The organism is Pectinatus haikarae (assembly GCF_050916305.1).
Taxonomy (GTDB): Bacteria; Bacillota; Negativicutes; order Selenomonadales; family Selenomonadaceae; genus Pectinatus; species Pectinatus haikarae.
Genome location: NZ_CP116940.1, coordinates 1185306 through 1201636, shown reverse-complemented (window position 1 = coordinate 1201636; position 16331 = coordinate 1185306). Strand labels below are relative to the sequence as shown.

Genomic DNA, 16331 nt, shown 5'->3' with positions numbered 1-16331 from the left:
TTAGATCACCTCAATTTGCCCGCCTGCTGCCTTGATCTTTTCTTCGGCAGATTTGGTGAATCCCTGTGCTCTTACAGTAATTTTTTTCGTTATTTCACCGTTGCCGAGAATACGAATACCATCATGCACATTTTTCAATATTCCGGATTCCACTAAAGCAACTGCATCAACCACACTGCCGTCTTCAAAACGTTCCAGCATGCAAACATTGACTTGTGCATATTCTTTAGCGAAGATATTTTTAAAGCCGCGTTTCGGTAATCTGCGGTACAATGGCATCTGACCGCCTTCAAATCCGGGACGAACACCACCGCCGGAGCGAGAGTTCTGCCCTTTATGTCCGCGTCCAGAGGTTTTGCCTAATCCGGAGCCAAGACCGCGTCCGACACGGGTACGTGTTTTCTTAGATCCTGGAGCAGGAGCTAATTCATGTAAGTTCATAGTCACCTGGCACCTCCTTTTTCATTATGCATTTATTTCTTCTATTTTGATAAGATGTTCTATTTTATGAAGCATACCGCGGATAGCTGGATTATCATCTTTTTCTACCACGGAATTTATTTTTTTTAAGCCTAAAGCTTTAACTGTCGCGCGCTGATCCTGCGGATGACCGATAAGGCTGCGGGTAAGAGTAACTTTCAGTTTTGCCATTGAAACAACCTCCTTAACCCAAAAGTTCCTGAACAGTTTTGCCGCGCAGCTGCGCAACTGTTTCTGCTTTTTTAAGCTGATCCAAGCCGCAAATAGTAGCACGTACCATATTGTTAGGATTGGATGAACCGAGCGATTTTGTCAGGATATCGCCTATGCCGCACAGTTCCAATACCGCACGGGCAGGACCTCCGGCTATAACACCAGTACCTTTTGCTGCCGGTTTTAAAAGAACCTTGCCGGCGCCAAAAACACCTGTTATCTGATGCGGGATTGTCTTTTCTACTAATGATACTGTAATGATATTTTTCTTTGCATCTTCAATGCCTTTTCTGATTGCCTCTGGTACTTCGCTGGCTTTACCGAGTCCTGCACCAACATGACCGTTCTTATCACCGACGACAACCAAAGCACTGAAAGAAAAACGACGACCGCCTTTTACAACCTTGGCTACACGATTTATATAAACGACTTTTTCCTGTAATTCAAGCGCATTAGCATCTATTCTGGCCATCAATTAACCTCCTGTTCCATAAATTAGAATTTAAGTCCTGCTTCACGAGCTGCGTCAGCTAAAGCTGCTATACGACCATGATACACATATCCGCTGCGGTCAAACACAACTTCTGTGATTCCTTTAGCTACAGCAGATTTTGCAACTGCAGTGCCGACAGCTTTTGCTGCTTCGGCATTTCCGCCATAATTTTCAAAACCTTTATCTTTTGAACTTGCTGCTGCTATCGTAACACCATTCACATCATCAATAACCTGTGCATATATATTGCTGAGGCTGCGGAATACGTTCAAGCGAGGTCTTTCTGGCGTACCGGACACACGATTGCGTACACGTAAATGACGCTTTTGACGAGCCTTGTTCTTATCCTGCTTTTTAAACACGTCAATTGCTCCTTTCTCTTAAAAAAATCATTTGGCGCCCTTACCGCCGGCCTTGCCGACCTTACGGCGAATATGTTCATTTTCATATTTGATACCTTTGCCTTTATAAGGTTCGGGTTCTCTATAGCCGCGAATCTTGGCAGCAACTTCGCCAACAACTTCTTTATCGATTCCGGACACAATAATTCTATTAGGCGCCGGAGCAGTAAGTGTAATTCCTGTCGGTGGTTCAACCACAACAGGATGAGAAAATCCCAAAGAAAGATTGAGATTTTTCCCTTGTTGTGCAGCTCTGTAGCCTACACCATTGATTTCAAGATTTTTAGTGAATCCTTCAGTCACGCCCACAACCATGTTATTAACAAGACTGCGCGTAAGACCATGTAATGCTCTATGATTTTTATCGTCTGAAGGACGTTGTACAGTGACAACATTCCCTTCGACTATTACTTTTATATCTTTATGGCACGTACGAGACAATTCACCCTTTGGGCCTTTTACAATTACATGATTGTTATCATCAACCGTCACTGTAACCCCGCCTGGGATCTCGATAGGTGCTCTACCTATTCTTGACATTTGTACACCTCCCAGTTCCAAAAATTACCAAACGTAAGCTAATACTTCGCCGCCAACTCCTGTGCTGCGGGCTTTCTTATCACTCATAATACCCTTTGATGTAGATATTATTGCGATACCAAGTCCACCCAAAACGCGTGGCAGCTGATCTTTTTTAACATAAGCGCGAAGGCCGGGACGAGAAACACGTTTCAAACCGGTTATTACCTGTTCACTGTCAGGACCGTATTTCAATTTAATTGTAAGAACACCCTGCTTATTATCCTGCGTGAAGGTGTAATCTTTTATAAAACCTTCTTCTTTCAAAACATCAGCAATAGCTTTTTTGATATTAGAACCAGGGATTTCAACTTTTTCATGTAAAACAGAGTTTGCATTGCGCAAACGTGTAAGCATATCTGCAATCGGATCAGTCATTCCCATAAAATCGATATCCTCCTTTCTTTCTAACTTTACCAGCTGGCTTTCGTTACACCAGGAATTGCGCCTTTATAGCTTTGTTCTCTAAAGCAAATACGGCACATGTCAAATTTACGCATATAACCGTGCGGACGGCCACAAATTTTACATCTATTATATTGACGAACTTTATATTTTGGTTCTTTGCTCCACTTTTCAATCAGTGCCTTTTTGGCCATTAAAAATTTACCTCCCCTTTTATGCGCTGAACGGCATTCCCAAAAGGCGGAGAAGTTCCTTGGCCTCTTCGTCGGTTTTCGCCGTTGTTACAACAATAATATTCATACCACGAACTTTATCAATCTTATCATATTCAATTTCCGGAAAAATCAATTGTTCTTTGAGTCCCACGGAATAATTGCCACGACCATCAAAAGCCTTTCCACTGACACCGCGAAAATCACGTACACGCGGCAAGGCAATACTAACAAATTTATCTAAGAATTCATACATGCGGACACCGCGCAAGGTAACCTTACAGCCAATAGGCATGCCGACACGTAATTTCCATGCAGCCAAAGATTTCTTGGCTCTGGTAAGAATAGGTTTCTGCCCTGCAATGATAGTTAAATCTTCAACAGCAGAATCAAGTGCTTTGGAATTGCTGACAGCTTCACCGACACCCATGTTGATAACGATCTTTTCAACTTTCGGCAGCTGCATAACATTTTTATAGCCAAATTTTTCGGTCAAAGCCGGAATAACTTCTTTTACATACTTTTCCTGCAATCTATCCATCAATAATTCCTCCTTCCCTTATTATTTTGTCTGGTCTAAAAGTTCGCCGCATTTTTTGCATACACGAACCATTTTCCCATCGACTAATTTTTTAGCTACACGGGTCGGTTTGGAACATGCTGAACATACGATCATGACTTTGGATGCATGCATAGGTGCTTCCTTAGGAATAATACCGCCTTTAGGAACGTTCTGATTAGGTTTCGTATGACGTTTTACTTTGTTTATTCCTTCAACCACGACTTTATCTTTTTTCGGTAGAGCTTGCAGAACTTTGCCCTGTTTACCTTTGTCTTTACCGGATAATACTAAGACTGTATCATCCTTTTTTACTTTTAACTTATATTGCGACAATCTTGCACCTCCTCACCATTAAAGTACTTCTGGAGCCAACGAGATGATTTTCATGAAATCTTTGTCACGTAATTCTCTGGCTACTGGTCCAAAAATACGAGTTCCTCTAGGGGTTTTATCTTCTTTTATAACTACAGCTGCATTTTCATCAAAACGGATGTAAGACCCATCTTTTCTTCTAAGTCCTTTTTTAGAACGAACAACTACAGCTTTAATGACATCTCCTTTTTTAACCATACCACCAGGAGATGCGGATTTTACTGCGGCGACAATTACATCGCCGATGTTGGCATATTTGCGATAGGAACCGCCTAAAACACGGATGCACATTATTTCCTTTGCCCCAGTGTTATCGCCAACATTAAGCATTGTCTGTTGTTGGATCAATTGGTTTACCTCCTTTATTAAAATCCTTCGGCTTTAATAAAATTATTTTGCTCGTTCAAGAATTTTAACGACTCTCCAGCGTTTATCCTTGGATAACGGGCGTGTTTCCATGAGAGAAACGGTATCGCCGATATGAGCATCACTATTTTCATCATGAGCTTTAAATTTAACCGTTTTTTTGATAGATTTCTTATAGAGAGAGTGCTGTTCAAGATCCTCAACAGCTACTACAACGGTTTTATCCATTTTATCGCTTACGACTTTACCGATTTTAGTCTTGCGTTCATTTCTTTCACTCATAAAAGAGCCTCCTTCCTTATGCATATCGTTCATCATCAAGCATTAGCCTTTAATTCCTGCTCACGCTGAATTGTTTTAATACGGGCAATGTTTTTTTTGATATCTTTAATACGCATAGGATTTTCAAGCTGACCTGTGGCAAGCTGGAATCTTAAATTAAAAAGCTCTTCTTTAAGCGAAGCAAGTTTTTGGTTAAGTTCACCGTCACTCATATCACGTATATCTTTAACCTTCATTTACTTCACCGCCCTCTTGCTGTTCTTCACGTTTTATAAACTTTGTCTTAATAGGTAACTTATGTCCTGCAAGACGCATAGCTTCTTTTGCAGTTTCTTCAGTTACCCCGCCCATTTCAAACATGATGCGGCCAGGTTTTACCACTGCTACCCAGTATTCTGGCGATCCCTTACCACTACCCATACGAGTTTCGGCAGGTTTTGCAGTTACCGGTTTATCAGGAAAAATCTTGATCCAGACTTGTCCGCCACGTTTAATATAACGTGTCATAGCAATACGGGCTGCTTCAATCTGGCGGTTGGTAATCCATGCGGATTCAAGTGCCTGAAGACCATATTCACCATGTGATACTTTATTGCCGCGATGAGCTTTTCCTCTCATGTTACCGCGGAATTGTTTACGGAATTTTGTTCTCTTAGGTATTAACATTAAGCTTCGCTCCCTTCAGCTGCGACCTGAACAGGCTGCTTTTTTTCTGGAAGGATTTCGCCTTTAAATATCCATACTTTTACGCCGATACGACCGTATGTCGTATGTGCTTCAGCTGTCCCATAATCAATATCAGCTCTTAATGTATGAAGTGGAATACTGCCTTCACGATGAGATTCACTTCTAGCTATTTCAGCGCCGCCGAGACGTCCGCCTACAGTAACTTTTATGCCCTTTGCCCCCATACGAATGGTACGACCCACGGACTGTTTCATAGCACGACGGAATGCAATACGGCGTTCAAGCTGTGATGCAATATTTTCTGCCACAAGTGTCGCATCCATATCCGGCTGCTTAATTTCAGCAATATTTATATCTACATGCTTTGTGGTTAACTTTTTCAAACTGTTTTTGATCTGTTCGATTCCAGAACCGCCGCGACCAATTACCATACCGGGTTTTGCAGTATGAATTGTGAGCTTAAGGCGATTTTTAGAACGTTCAGTTTCAATTTTTGACACGCCGCTTTGTTTGAGACTGTTTTTGAGATATTCGCGAATCTTTATATCTTCATATAAATTTGCTGCGTAGTCTTTGTCGGCATACCATTTGGCATCCCATGTCTTAACGATGCCAATGCGCATCCCATGCGGATTAACTTTCTGACCCAAATCTATTGCCTCCTTTTATTTTTCTTTTACTACAACCGTAACATGCGACGTACGCTTCAAAATTTTGAATGCCTGCCCACGAGAGCGCGGATGAATGCGTTTGAGAGTAGGTCCCTGATCAACATATGCCTCAGCTACATAAAGAGCATCGACGTTCATATCAAAATTATTTTCAGCATTTGCCACAGCTGATTTCAATACTTTATTTACTACATCAGCGCCTGCCTTAGGCGTAAATTTCAAAACTGCAAAAGCTTCCGTCACGTTTTTGCCGCGAATCAGATCTATAACTACGCGAGCCTTGCGCGGAGCAATGCGAATATATTTTGCTGTTGCCTTAGCTTCCACCAAAGTTCCTCCTTTCGGCAATTATTTTAAAGCGGTTTTGCGTTCTTCGCCGGAATGACCTTTGAAAGTACGTGTAGGTGCAAATTCGCCCAGCTTATGTCCGACCATATCTTCAGTTATATATACAGGCACATGTTTGCGGCCGTCATGTACAGCAATTGTATGACCCACAAATGCAGGCAGAATGGTCGAGCTTCTTGACCATGTCTTTATAACTTTTTTTTCGTTGGCTGCATTCATCGCATCAATTTTTTTCACAACGCTCTGATGGACATAAGGTCCTTTTTTAATCGATCTTGACAAGATACATCCTCCTTTCAGCCAGCTGCGCAGCAATATATTTACTGCTGCAATTTATTATTTTTCGCGCTTACTTACGCGACGTTTAACAATAAATTTATCTGACGGTTTTTTACGGCGTGTCTTAGCGCCCATTGCGCATTTACCCCACTTGGTAACAGGATGCTTGCGTCCGACAGGACTTCTGCCTTCCCCGCCGCCATGTGGATGATCATTCGGGTTCATAGCTACACCACGGTTAGCCGGACGAATACCAAGCCAGCGTGAACGACCTGCCTTACCGATGGAGATATTTTCATGTTCAAGATTGCCTATCTGACCAATAGTCGCACGGCAATTAACGTGTACCTTGCGGATTTCACCCGAAGGCATGCGCAAAAGTGCATAACTGCCTTCTTTTGCCATAAGTTGAGCTGCGGTTCCTGCTGAACGAACAAGCTGTCCGCCTTTACCAATTTTTAATTCAATGTTATGGATCATTAAACCGACAGGAATATTAACTATAGGAAGTGCATTCCCGGGTTTAATATCTGCATCAGGACCAGATACAACTGTATCGCCGACCTTTAATCCATTTGGTGCCAGAATATACCGTTTTTCACCATCAGCATAATTGAGCAACGCAATGCGTGCACTGCGGTTAGGATCATATTCAATAGTTGCCACCCGAGCCGGAACTGTGTCCTTATTGCGTTTGAAATCAATTATACGATAAAGACGTTTGTGTCCGCCGCCCTGATGTCTTACAGTCAACCGGCCATGCATGTTACGACCGCCTGTCTTTTTTAATTCTTCTACCAAAGATTTTTCAGGTTTATCTGTTGTTATTTCCTCAAAAGAAGATACTGTCATAAATCTTCGTCCCGGGGAATATGGTTTGAATTTTTTTATTGCCACTTCATTTACCTCCTTTTCCTCAAGTTACGCTTCGAAGAATTCAATAGTTTCTCCGGCAGCGAGCTTAACGATAGCTTTTTTATAATCGGAACGCTTGCCGATATTACGGCCCATGCGTTTCATTTTGCCGGTAACATTTATAGTATTTACATCCGCTACTTTTACTTTGAAAATTTCTTCTACCGCTTTACCGATTTCAATTTTATTAGCTCTCTTGTCAACTTTAAACACATATTTTCCCTGAGCCATTAAATCTGTGGATCTTTCAGTCACAAGCGGTTTAATAAGAATATCTCTTGCTTCCATTATGCCAATACCTCCTCAATACGGGTAACAGCATCTTTCGTTATGAAAAGCTTATTATGATTCAAGATATCATAAACATTCAATCCATTAGAATTTATTGCCTTTACACCCGGGATATTACGGGAAGATTTTTCCACATTTTCAGCAAAATCAGCAGTTATGAAAAGTGCCTTATTATCTACGCTGAAATCATTGAGCAATTTTACAACATCTTTTGTTTTAGGTACGGCAAAGTCAAGATTTTCCAGCACGACGAAATCGTTGCTGTTAACTTTATCTGTAAGTGCGCATTTAATTGCTAAACGGCGCTGTTTACGCGGCATAGAAAATGCATAGGAACGGGGATGCGGTCCAAAAATAGTACCACCGCCGACCCAAATAGGAGAGCGTGTACTGCCGCTTCTTGCACGTCCCGTACCTTTTTGACGCCAAGGCTTGCGACCGCCGCCGCGTACAAAACCTCTTGTTTTAGTAGCGTGTGTTCCCAAACGCTGTGATGCAAGCTGCATAACAACAGCTTGATGTACCAGTCCTTCATTTATTTCAACACCGAATACATTTTCAGCAAGCTGAACGTCACCGACCTTTTGTCCGGTCATATTAAATACTTCTACTGTAGGCATATTACCTCTTTATCCTCCTTCCGATTATTTTTTATTTGGTTTAACAGTTTCTTTTATCATTACAAAGCTGTTTGTTGCGCCAGGGATAGCACCCTTTACGAGTAAAAGATTACGATCCTTATCAACACGCACAACACTTAAACGTTGAATGGTAACTTGATCTGCCCCCATGCGTCCCGGCAATTTCTTGCCTTTCAAAACTCTTCCGCCATGACCACTGATCATAGCGCCTGTCGAACCCGGTTCACGATGAGATTTAGACCCATGTTTCATCGGACCACAAGCAAAGTTATGACGCTTGATGCCGCCGGCAAAACCTTTACCCTTAGATGTACCAATAACATCCACCAGATCGCCTTCAGCAAATATATCAACACCGATTGCATCACCGACATTATATTCCGACGCATCAGCCAGTCGTATCTCACGAATAACTTTCACTGGAACCGTTCCAGCTTTTGAAAAATGACCGCGCATAGGTTTAGTTACTTTTTTTTCTTTTATTTCACCAAAACCGATTTGCACTGCATTGTAACCGTCATTTTCTACTGTTCTATTTTGAAGCACGACGTTTTTACCGGATTCAACCACTGTAACGGGTATTACTCCGCCTTCTTCGGTAAAAATCTGAGTCATGCCGAGTTTTTTACCTAAAATTGCTTTTGCCAATTTTGCCACCTCCTATTACAATTTAATTTCGATATCCACGCCAGCCGGTAAATCCAAACGCATTAAAGCATCAACTGTCTTAGATGTAGGTTCTAAAATATCAATAAGACGTTTATGTGTTCTCATTTCAAACTGTTCACGAGAATCTTTATTTACATGTGGAGATCTCAAAATTGTATAGATATTTTTTTCGGTAGGCAAGGGAATCGGACCGGAAACCATAGCACCGGTTCTTTTAGCTGTTTCAACTATTTTAACAGCACTCTGATCAAGTGCTTTGTGATCATAAGCCTTCAAACGAATACGTATTTTCTGTTGTTTAGACAAAATAATTCCTCCTTATCGCCCGGATTCTCTGATCCAGACATTTCTCTGTGTTAGTTACCTCGTCCAACAAAACGAGCAATCTAACACATCATCGCATTGGACAAAAAAAAGCCTTATATAAGGGCGGCGTTTCGCCGCCCTTATATAAATTTTATATTTTCTAAAATTACTTATCAATTTCAATTACACGGCCGGCACCAACTGTATGGCCGCCTTCACGAATAGCAAAACGCAAACCTTTTTCGATAGCGATCGGGGTTATAAGTTCAATATCCATTTCGATATTATCGCCAGGCATTACCATTTCTGTTCCTTCAGGTAATTTGACAACACCGGTAACATCAGTTGTACGGAAGTAAAACTGAGGACGGTAGTTTGAGAAGAACGGAGTATGCCTGCCGCCTTCATCTTTAGTCAATACATATACCTGAGCTTTGAATTTAGTATGCGGATGAATTGAACCAGGTTTAGCAAGAACCTGACCACGTTCGATCTCAGTACGATCAACACCGCGCAGAAGCGCACCGATGTTATCACCGGCAACAGCATTGTCCATGCTCTTGCGGAACATTTCTATACCGGTTACAGTTGTCGATTTTCTTTCATCAGAAAGACCAATAATTTCAATTACATCATTAAGTTTGATTTCACCACGTTCAACACGACCAGTAGCAACTGTGCCACGGCCTGTAATGGTGAATACATCTTCGACAGGCATCAGGAAAGGTTTATCGGTATCACGAACAGGTGTAGGGATATAATCATCTACAGCATCCATGAGTTCGAAAATCTTTTTTTCTGCTTCGGGATCGCCTTCGAGTGCTTTCAATGCAGAACCGGTAATAACAGGAATGTCATCGCCAGGAAAATCGTATGAAGAAAGGAGTTCACGAACTTCCATTTCAACGAGTTCCAAAAGCTCAGGATCATCAACCTGATCTGATTTATTAAGAAATACGACCATTGCAGGAACACCAACCTGACGAGCAAGCAGGATATGTTCACGAGTCTGAGGCATAGGGCCGTCAGCCGCGCTTACAACTAAAATAGCACCATCCATCTGTGCTGCACCAGTGATCATGTTTTTTACATAATCAGCATGGCCCGGGCAGTCAACATGTGCATAATGTCTTTTTTCAGTTTCATATTCAACATGTGCAGTATTAATTGTAATACCGCGTTCACGTTCTTCCGGAGCTTTGTCAATCATGCTGTAATCTTCAAATTGAGCAAGCCCTTTTGTAGAGAGAACCTTTGTGATAGCAGCTGTAAGAGTTGTTTTACCATGGTCAACATGACCGATAGTACCAATATTAACATGTGGTTTAGTTCTTTCAAACTTTTGTTTAGCCATTGTGAGTAATTCCTCCCTTATTCACCTTTGTTTTTTGAAACAACTGTATCTGATATATTTCTAGGAACTTCTTCATAATGAGATACTTCCATTGAATAGTTCCCACGACCCTGTGTTCTTGAGCGCAAATCCGTAGCATAACCAAACATTTCAGAAAGAGGCACCATACCGTTAATGACTTGTACGCCATTACGAGGTTCCATCCCTTCAATACGTCCGCGGCGAGAATTCAAATCGCCGATTACGTCACCCATATAATCTTCAGGGACGGTAACTTCGACTTTTACATATGGTTCTAAAAGCACTGGATCAGCCTTTTGGGCACCGCTCTTGAATGCCATGGAGCCGGCAATCTTAAATGCCATTTCCGATGAATCGACTTCATGATAAGAACCGTCATACACAACGGCTTTGATATCAACCATAGGATAACCGGCTACTACACCGTTTCCCATAGCTTCTTTCACGCCATTTTCAATTGGGTTGATATATTCTTTAGGAATAGATCCTCCCACAATTTTGCTTTCAAAAGAGAATCCAGCACCCGGTTCCTGAGGTATAAGTTCAAGCCAGCAATGACCATATTGACCTTTACCACCTGACTGACGGATAAACTTGCCTTCAGCTTTGACGTTTTTCTTTATAGTTTCGCGATAAGCAACCTGTGGCTTACCGACAGTACATTCTACTTTAAATTCACGAAGCATACGGTCTACAATTATTTCCAAATGAAGTTCACCCATTCCGGAAATAATCGTTTGTCCTGTTTCCTGATCAGTTGCCACACGGAAAGTAGGATCTTCTTCAGCCAATTTTTGAAGAGCTATACCCATCTTTTCCTGATCAGCCTTTGTTTTAGGTTCTACAGCGACTGAAATAACAGGATCCGGGAATTCCATAGATTCAAGAACAATCGGCTTCTTTTCATCGCAGAGTGTATCGCCCGTTGTCGTGTCTTTAAGGCCAACTGCAGCAGCAATATCTCCACTGTATACGACATCAAGTTCCTTGCGATGATTCGCATGCATCTGTAAAATACGTCCAATACGTTCTTTTTTATCTTTTGTCGAATTATACACATAGGATCCCGCAGACAGCGTACCAGAGTACACACGGAAAAATGCGAGTTTACCGACAAACGGATCAGCCATGATTTTGAATGCAAGTGCTGAGAAGGGTTCATCATCACTTGCTTCACGTACGCCTTCTTCTCCAGTATCAGGATCTGTTCCCTTTATAGCTGGGATATCCATAGGTGCAGGCATGAAAGCGATAACAGCATCAAGCATTGGTTGAATGCCTTTATTTTTGTAAGAAGAACCGCAAACTACCGGACAGATTTTACATTCAACGGTAGCCTTTCTGATTGCTCTTTTGATTTCATCTTCGGTAAGGTCTTCACCTTCAAGATACTTCATCATCAGCTCATCATCAGTTTCAGCTATAACATCAAGCATTTTCTGACGGTACTCTTCAGCCTTTTCCTTAACTTCATCAGGTATAGGACCGAATGTTTCCAGTCTGCCTTCTTTATCTTCATAAAGAATGGCTTCCATCTTTATAAGATCGACCATACCGCGAAAGTCCTCTTCTGCTCCGATAGGAATCTGGATAGGAACAGGATTGGCATGCAGACGATCAACCATCATCTGAATAACATTGTAAAAATCAGCACCAACGATATCCATTTTATTGACATAAACCATACGAGGTACATTGTAGCGTTCTGCCTGGCGCCAAACAGTTTCAGACTGCGGTTCAACACCGCTCTTTCCTGAAAGAACTGTTACTGCACCATCAAGCACCTTTAATGAACGTTCAACTTCCACTGTAAAGTCCACGTGACCGGGTGTATCTATAATGTTGATACGATGATCCTTCCAATGGCAGGTAGTAGCAGCTGAGGTAATTGTTATGCCTCTTTCCTGTTCCTGAGCCATCCAGTCCATGGTAGCTGCGCCATCATGAACTTCCCCAATCTTATGAACAATACCGGTGTAAAAAAGTATACGCTCGGTCGTAGTGGTTTTTCCGGCATCAATATGGGCAATAATACCGATGTTGCGAGTTTTTTCAAGTGAAAACTCTCTGGCCACTTACATCGCTCCTTGTTCTATAAATTACCAACGATAATGAGCGAATGCTTTATTAGCTTCCGCCATTTTATGAGTATCTTCTTTTTTCTTGATAGCAGCACCAGTATTGTTAGCTGCATCCATGAGTTCTCCCGACAATCTTTCATTCATTGTCGTTTCGCCACGCAAACGAGCATAATTTACCAGCCAGCGAATTCCAAGCGTCATACGACGATCTGGGCGAACTTCAATAGGTACCTGATAGTTAGCACCGCCGACACGGCGTGCACGAACTTCAAGAACCGGCATTACATTATTCAATGCTGTTTCAAAAACTTCTAACGGATCTTTTCCCGTTTTATCTTTAATGCGATCAAATGCGTCATATACTACTTGTTCTGCGACACTTTTCTTTCCTGAAAGCATTATCTTATTGATGAATTTTGTCACCTTTTTGGATTTATAAACTGGATCCGGCAACACATCACGCTTAGGTACAGGACCTTTTCTCGGCATCTATGTCCCTCCTTATCATTAAACATTTTAAAAATTATTTTTTCTTACCGCGCTTCGCGCCATATTTGCTTCTTCCCTGTGCGCGATCTTGAACCCCTGCGGTATCAAGTGAACCACGTATAATGTGATAACGAACACCCGGTAAATCTTTTACACGGCCGCCGCGTATCAAAACAACACTATGTTCCTGAAGATTGTGCCCAATTCCAGGGATATAAGCCGTAACTTCAATACTATTGGTTAAACGGACACGGGCAACTTTACGCAATGCGGAGTTAGGCTTTTTCGGGGTAGTAGTATAAACCCTGGTGCAAACGCCACGTTTCTGCGGGCAGTTTTTAAGTGCCGGAGCCGTAGATTTTTCCTGCATGCTCTGTCTGCTTTTTCTGATCAGCTGATTAATTGTAGGCATACATGCACCTCCTTCCTAAAAGATAAAACCCTTAATGGGCATATCGGCAATTACTTGTTTATTATAGCTGCTGCTGCAGCGCCGACTTCAATTGAGCAGGCCTTGCCAAGTTCTGCCATCGTAGCTCCCGTCACCACTTCAATTCTTTTTGTTTCACATAAAGTCCTAAGTGGTTTAAGGATTCTGTCATCTGCGTCAATAGCTAAAAAAACATACTGTGCCAAACCGTTATTGACAGCCTTTGTTACTTGTTTTATTCCAATAACTCGTTTTGCATTTTTCAGTTCTTCCAGCATTAATATCACTCCTGTAACATTACCGCAGTCTTAGACACTCATATATATTACCATGCTCAAAAACCTATGTCAACACTTTGTTTATAAGTATTTTTTACTACACGCCTCCTGGTGTGTCATTTATATTTTTCGAACAACAAAAAAATTGCTTTTCAGATAAAAAACTGCCGCAAATATATTGAGTTTCCCATAAGTTCAGATCGAAAATCTAGCTTATAGGGACACTGTATATCTGCGGCAGTTTTTTTATAGCACTTTCGAAAGAAACAGCCTTGTTCTCTCTTCCTTCGGTGTTTCAAAGACAACCCGGGGCTCGCCCTGTTCTATTATTTTACCGTCATCAACAAACAGCAGCCTTGTGCCTACTTCTCTGGCAAATCCCATCTCATGAGTGACGATAACCATCGTCATCCCTTCTTTTGCCAAATTCCGCATAACATCCAAAACTTCTCCGACCATTTCCGGATCGAGCGCTGATGTAGGTTCGTCAAACAGCATAACCTTAGGACGCATAGCCAGCGCTCTGGCTATTGCAACACGTTGCTGCTGCCCGCCAGACAGCTGTGTCGGATAAGCATCGGCTTTATTTTCCAGTCCTACTCTCTCCAGAAGTACCAGCGCATCCTGCTCTGCAGTTTTTCTGTCAATATTCCTCACCTTCATAGGGGCAAGCAGAATATTTTGCAAAACCGTCATATGTGGAAATAAATTAAACCGCTGAAAAACCATGCCAATTTCAGATCTAACTTTATTGATGTCAGCCTTTTGCAGATCCGTTCCATTAATCAATATCTGCCCTTGAGTAGGTACTTCCAAATAGTTCATGCACCGCAGCAGAGTGCTCTTTCCTGAGCCTGACGGTCCTATTATCACTACCACTTGACTTTTCTCTATACTGAGATCTATTCCTTTTAAAACCTCGGCAGATCCAAATGATTTGCGCAGATTCTTAACGTCTATCATATTTTGTATCAAACCTCCGCTCCAGATAAGCTACCAAGCGAGATATAGTAACTGTCATTATAAGGTACAGAAAGGCTACGCTAAGCCATATCTCCAAAGAACCATATGTTCTGGCTATTATAAGCTGCCCGCGGCGGGTAAGTTCTTCAAAGCCTATGACAGAAACAAGCGACGAATCCTTCAGCAAAGCAATAAACTCATTGCCCAGCGGTGGAATAACACTTTTGAAAGCCTGCGGTATGATGATATAACGCATAGTTTGCGGCCAGGTCAATCCAAGCGATCTGCCCGCTTCCATTTGTCCTTCATCAACTGCCTGTATCCCTGCGCGAAATATTTCTGCTACATAAGCACCGCTGTTTATGCTGCAGGCAGTGATTGCCGCTATCAGCGGGTCGATTTTTATACCAAGGACAATAGGCATAGCAAAATAAATTATAAAGATCTGTACTAGCAGAGGTGTTCCGCGGATAAAATCAACATAAACGGCCGCGAACAATTTTACAGCCCTTATGTTCACAATGCGTGCTATACCAACAAACAACCCTATAAAAATGCCTATTGTCACACTGATCAGCGTTATCTTTATAGTAATCAGCGCGCCAGCCAATAAAAGCGGGAACGATTTAATAACTAAATCCAAATTAAAACTCATCTGGTCAACATCCTATACATTTTTTCAGCACTGCCGATTATTTGTTATCTGTCGGTTCAGTACCGAACCATTTTTTATAAATTTTATTATATTCGCCGTTTTCTTTGAGCTTTTTAAGAGCAGCATTGAGCTCTCCCACAAGTTTAGTATTATCTTTTTTAACTGCTATTCCATAGCTTTCAGAAGTAAGTTTTTCGCCAACACGTTTTACCGTATTATCGCTGTTTTTCACCATATAATAATCATTGACAGGCTTGTCATTAACCACTGCATCGACATTACCAGCTTTCAGCTCAAGAAAGGTATCCGCTGAACTGTTCATTTCCTTCACCTGTGCGTCAGGAATTTTTTTTGCTTCTTCAGCCCCAGTAGTACCTATCTGTACAGCAATCTTCTTTCCTTTAAGATCCGCAAAAGAATTGATATCATTATTATCGGCCTTTACTGCTATCGTCAACCCTGAATCATAATAAGGATCAGAGAATCCCACTTGCTGTTTGCGTTCATCAGTTATCGACATCCCTGAAATGGCAATATCTATGTTGCCGCTTTGAAGCGCTGGTATCAGTCCATCAAAAGCGATATTGTTTATTTCTACATCAGTGCCCATTTCTTTGCCTATGGCTCTTATGAGATCCATATCGAATCCCTGATATTCATTGCTGTCTGCGCCTTGAAATTCAAAAGGAGCAAAATCAGCACTGGAACCTATTTTTAATGTTTTCGCAGTGCTGGAGCTAGAAGAAGAGTCCCTGTCTGCTGCATTATCACCACAGCCAGCGGTGAGCATTGCCACGCTCATCAAAGCCGTCATGCATAAGAATAATATTTTTTTCATATTGAATCCCCCATACTTTAATTTACAGTCTTACTTGCGGCGTTATTGCT

General features: G+C 41.7%; 29 protein-coding genes. All 29 read right to left on the bottom strand.

What is annotated here, in order from left to right; translation table 11 throughout:
- The 29 genes from rplO to NXG61_RS05720 all read right to left on the bottom strand — a co-directional run bounded on the left by rplO (nucleotide 1) and on the right by NXG61_RS05720 (nucleotide 16281).
- Nucleotides 1-441, bottom strand: coding sequence for a 50S ribosomal protein L15 (gene rplO, locus NXG61_RS05860; protein ID WP_196605052.1), 441 nt, complete (start codon nucleotides 439-441; stop codon nucleotides 1-3).
- A 24-nt stretch (nucleotides 442-465) separates the two neighbouring features.
- A complete protein-coding gene (gene rpmD / locus NXG61_RS05855) occupies nucleotides 466-651 on the bottom strand; it encodes a 50S ribosomal protein L30 (protein WP_196605053.1) in 186 nt (61 codons plus the stop codon).
- Nucleotides 652-664: 13 nt separating this feature from the next.
- The gene (rpsE, locus tag NXG61_RS05850) at nucleotides 665-1165 is read right to left on the bottom strand and encodes a 30S ribosomal protein S5 (protein WP_196605054.1); all 501 of its coding nucleotides are present in this window, start codon (nucleotides 1163-1165) and stop codon (nucleotides 665-667) included.
- A 23-nt stretch (nucleotides 1166-1188) separates the two neighbouring features.
- Nucleotides 1189-1548 (bottom strand): 50S ribosomal protein L18, encoded by a 360-nt coding sequence (gene rplR, locus NXG61_RS05845; RefSeq protein WP_196605055.1) that lies wholly within the window; start codon nucleotides 1546-1548, stop codon nucleotides 1189-1191.
- 27 nt (nucleotides 1549-1575) lie between these two features.
- Nucleotides 1576-2127 carry a 50S ribosomal protein L6 gene (gene rplF, locus NXG61_RS05840; RefSeq protein ID WP_196605056.1) on the bottom strand — a complete coding sequence of 184 codons (552 nt, stop codon included), beginning with the start codon at nucleotides 2125-2127 and terminating at the stop codon, nucleotides 1576-1578.
- Between the two features lie 24 nt (nucleotides 2128-2151).
- Complete coding sequence (gene rpsH / locus NXG61_RS05835) at nucleotides 2152-2550, bottom strand: 30S ribosomal protein S8 (RefSeq protein WP_196605057.1); 399 nt, start codon at nucleotides 2548-2550, stop codon at nucleotides 2152-2154.
- Between the two features lie 29 nt (nucleotides 2551-2579).
- Nucleotides 2580-2765, bottom strand: a complete 186-nt coding sequence (locus NXG61_RS05830) for a type Z 30S ribosomal protein S14 (protein ID WP_132548308.1) — start codon at nucleotides 2763-2765, stop codon at nucleotides 2580-2582.
- A gap of 19 nt (nucleotides 2766-2784) precedes the next feature.
- Nucleotides 2785-3324, bottom strand: coding sequence for a 50S ribosomal protein L5 (gene rplE / locus NXG61_RS05825; protein ID WP_196605058.1), 540 nt, complete (start codon nucleotides 3322-3324; stop codon nucleotides 2785-2787).
- A gap of 21 nt (nucleotides 3325-3345) precedes the next feature.
- The gene (gene rplX / locus NXG61_RS05820; RefSeq protein ID WP_196605059.1) at nucleotides 3346-3678 is read right to left on the bottom strand and encodes a 50S ribosomal protein L24; all 333 of its coding nucleotides are present in this window, start codon (nucleotides 3676-3678) and stop codon (nucleotides 3346-3348) included.
- A gap of 18 nt (nucleotides 3679-3696) precedes the next feature.
- A complete protein-coding gene (gene rplN / locus NXG61_RS05815; protein WP_196605060.1) occupies nucleotides 3697-4065 on the bottom strand; it encodes a 50S ribosomal protein L14 in 369 nt (122 codons plus the stop codon).
- 42 nt (nucleotides 4066-4107) lie between these two features.
- Nucleotides 4108-4365 carry a 30S ribosomal protein S17 gene (gene rpsQ / locus NXG61_RS05810; protein WP_196605061.1) on the bottom strand — a complete coding sequence of 86 codons (258 nt, stop codon included), beginning with the start codon at nucleotides 4363-4365 and terminating at the stop codon, nucleotides 4108-4110.
- 35 nt (nucleotides 4366-4400) lie between these two features.
- Nucleotides 4401-4601 carry a 50S ribosomal protein L29 gene (gene rpmC, locus NXG61_RS05805; protein WP_196605062.1) on the bottom strand — a complete coding sequence of 67 codons (201 nt, stop codon included), beginning with the start codon at nucleotides 4599-4601 and terminating at the stop codon, nucleotides 4401-4403.
- Nucleotides 4591-5031, bottom strand: coding sequence for a 50S ribosomal protein L16 (rplP, locus tag NXG61_RS05800; RefSeq protein ID WP_196605063.1), 441 nt, complete (start codon nucleotides 5029-5031; stop codon nucleotides 4591-4593). The genes rpmC and rplP overlap by 11 nt, the downstream gene beginning before the upstream one ends.
- Nucleotides 5031-5702, bottom strand: a complete 672-nt coding sequence (gene rpsC, locus NXG61_RS05795; protein ID WP_196605064.1) for a 30S ribosomal protein S3 — start codon at nucleotides 5700-5702, stop codon at nucleotides 5031-5033. The genes rplP and rpsC overlap by 1 nt, the downstream gene beginning before the upstream one ends.
- Before the next feature lie 15 nt (nucleotides 5703-5717).
- On the bottom strand, nucleotides 5718-6050 hold the full coding sequence (rplV, locus tag NXG61_RS05790) for a 50S ribosomal protein L22 (protein WP_196605065.1): 333 nt from the start codon (nucleotides 6048-6050) through the stop codon (nucleotides 5718-5720).
- A 21-nt stretch (nucleotides 6051-6071) separates the two neighbouring features.
- Nucleotides 6072-6353: a 30S ribosomal protein S19 gene (gene rpsS / locus NXG61_RS05785; protein ID WP_196605066.1), complete on the bottom strand. Its 282-nt coding sequence runs from the start codon at nucleotides 6351-6353 to the stop codon at nucleotides 6072-6074.
- Nucleotides 6354-6407: 54 nt separating this feature from the next.
- Nucleotides 6408-7247 carry a 50S ribosomal protein L2 gene (gene rplB / locus NXG61_RS05780; protein ID WP_196605067.1) on the bottom strand — a complete coding sequence of 280 codons (840 nt, stop codon included), beginning with the start codon at nucleotides 7245-7247 and terminating at the stop codon, nucleotides 6408-6410.
- Between the two features lie 24 nt (nucleotides 7248-7271).
- Nucleotides 7272-7553, bottom strand: a complete 282-nt coding sequence (rplW, locus tag NXG61_RS05775; RefSeq protein ID WP_196605068.1) for a 50S ribosomal protein L23 — start codon at nucleotides 7551-7553, stop codon at nucleotides 7272-7274.
- Nucleotides 7553-8176, bottom strand: coding sequence for a 50S ribosomal protein L4 (gene rplD / locus NXG61_RS05770; RefSeq protein ID WP_196605069.1), 624 nt, complete (start codon nucleotides 8174-8176; stop codon nucleotides 7553-7555). Before rplD ends, rplW begins: the two co-directional genes overlap by 1 nt.
- Nucleotides 8177-8200: 24 nt before the next feature.
- A complete protein-coding gene (rplC, locus tag NXG61_RS05765; RefSeq protein WP_196605070.1) occupies nucleotides 8201-8845 on the bottom strand; it encodes a 50S ribosomal protein L3 in 645 nt (214 codons plus the stop codon).
- 15 nt (nucleotides 8846-8860) lie between these two features.
- Nucleotides 8861-9172, bottom strand: a complete 312-nt coding sequence (rpsJ, locus tag NXG61_RS05760) for a 30S ribosomal protein S10 (RefSeq protein ID WP_132548336.1) — start codon at nucleotides 9170-9172, stop codon at nucleotides 8861-8863.
- A 166-nt stretch (nucleotides 9173-9338) separates the two neighbouring features.
- Nucleotides 9339-10526: an elongation factor Tu gene (tuf, locus tag NXG61_RS05755; RefSeq protein WP_196605071.1), complete on the bottom strand. Its 1188-nt coding sequence runs from the start codon at nucleotides 10524-10526 to the stop codon at nucleotides 9339-9341.
- A 17-nt stretch (nucleotides 10527-10543) separates the two neighbouring features.
- Entirely contained in the window at nucleotides 10544-12622 is a 2079-nt protein-coding gene (gene fusA, locus NXG61_RS05750) for an elongation factor G (protein ID WP_196605072.1), read from the bottom strand.
- Nucleotides 12623-12646: 24 nt separating this feature from the next.
- Entirely contained in the window at nucleotides 12647-13117 is a 471-nt protein-coding gene (rpsG, locus tag NXG61_RS05745) for a 30S ribosomal protein S7 (protein ID WP_196605073.1), read from the bottom strand.
- Between the two features lie 34 nt (nucleotides 13118-13151).
- Nucleotides 13152-13529, bottom strand: a complete 378-nt coding sequence (gene rpsL / locus NXG61_RS05740; RefSeq protein ID WP_132548344.1) for a 30S ribosomal protein S12 — start codon at nucleotides 13527-13529, stop codon at nucleotides 13152-13154.
- 50 nt (nucleotides 13530-13579) lie between these two features.
- Nucleotides 13580-13825 (bottom strand): L7Ae/L30e/S12e/Gadd45 family ribosomal protein, encoded by a 246-nt coding sequence (locus tag NXG61_RS05735; RefSeq protein WP_196605074.1) that lies wholly within the window; start codon nucleotides 13823-13825, stop codon nucleotides 13580-13582.
- Between the two features lie 246 nt (nucleotides 13826-14071).
- Nucleotides 14072-14788, bottom strand: a complete 717-nt coding sequence (locus tag NXG61_RS05730) for an amino acid ABC transporter ATP-binding protein (RefSeq protein ID WP_196605075.1) — start codon at nucleotides 14786-14788, stop codon at nucleotides 14072-14074.
- Complete coding sequence (locus NXG61_RS05725) at nucleotides 14775-15443, bottom strand: amino acid ABC transporter permease (RefSeq protein WP_196605076.1); 669 nt, start codon at nucleotides 15441-15443, stop codon at nucleotides 14775-14777. Before NXG61_RS05725 ends, NXG61_RS05730 begins: the two co-directional genes overlap by 14 nt.
- Before the next feature lie 37 nt (nucleotides 15444-15480).
- Entirely contained in the window at nucleotides 15481-16281 is an 801-nt protein-coding gene (locus tag NXG61_RS05720; RefSeq protein WP_196605077.1) for a basic amino acid ABC transporter substrate-binding protein, read from the bottom strand.
- Nucleotides 16282-16331 lie beyond the last annotated feature (50 nt).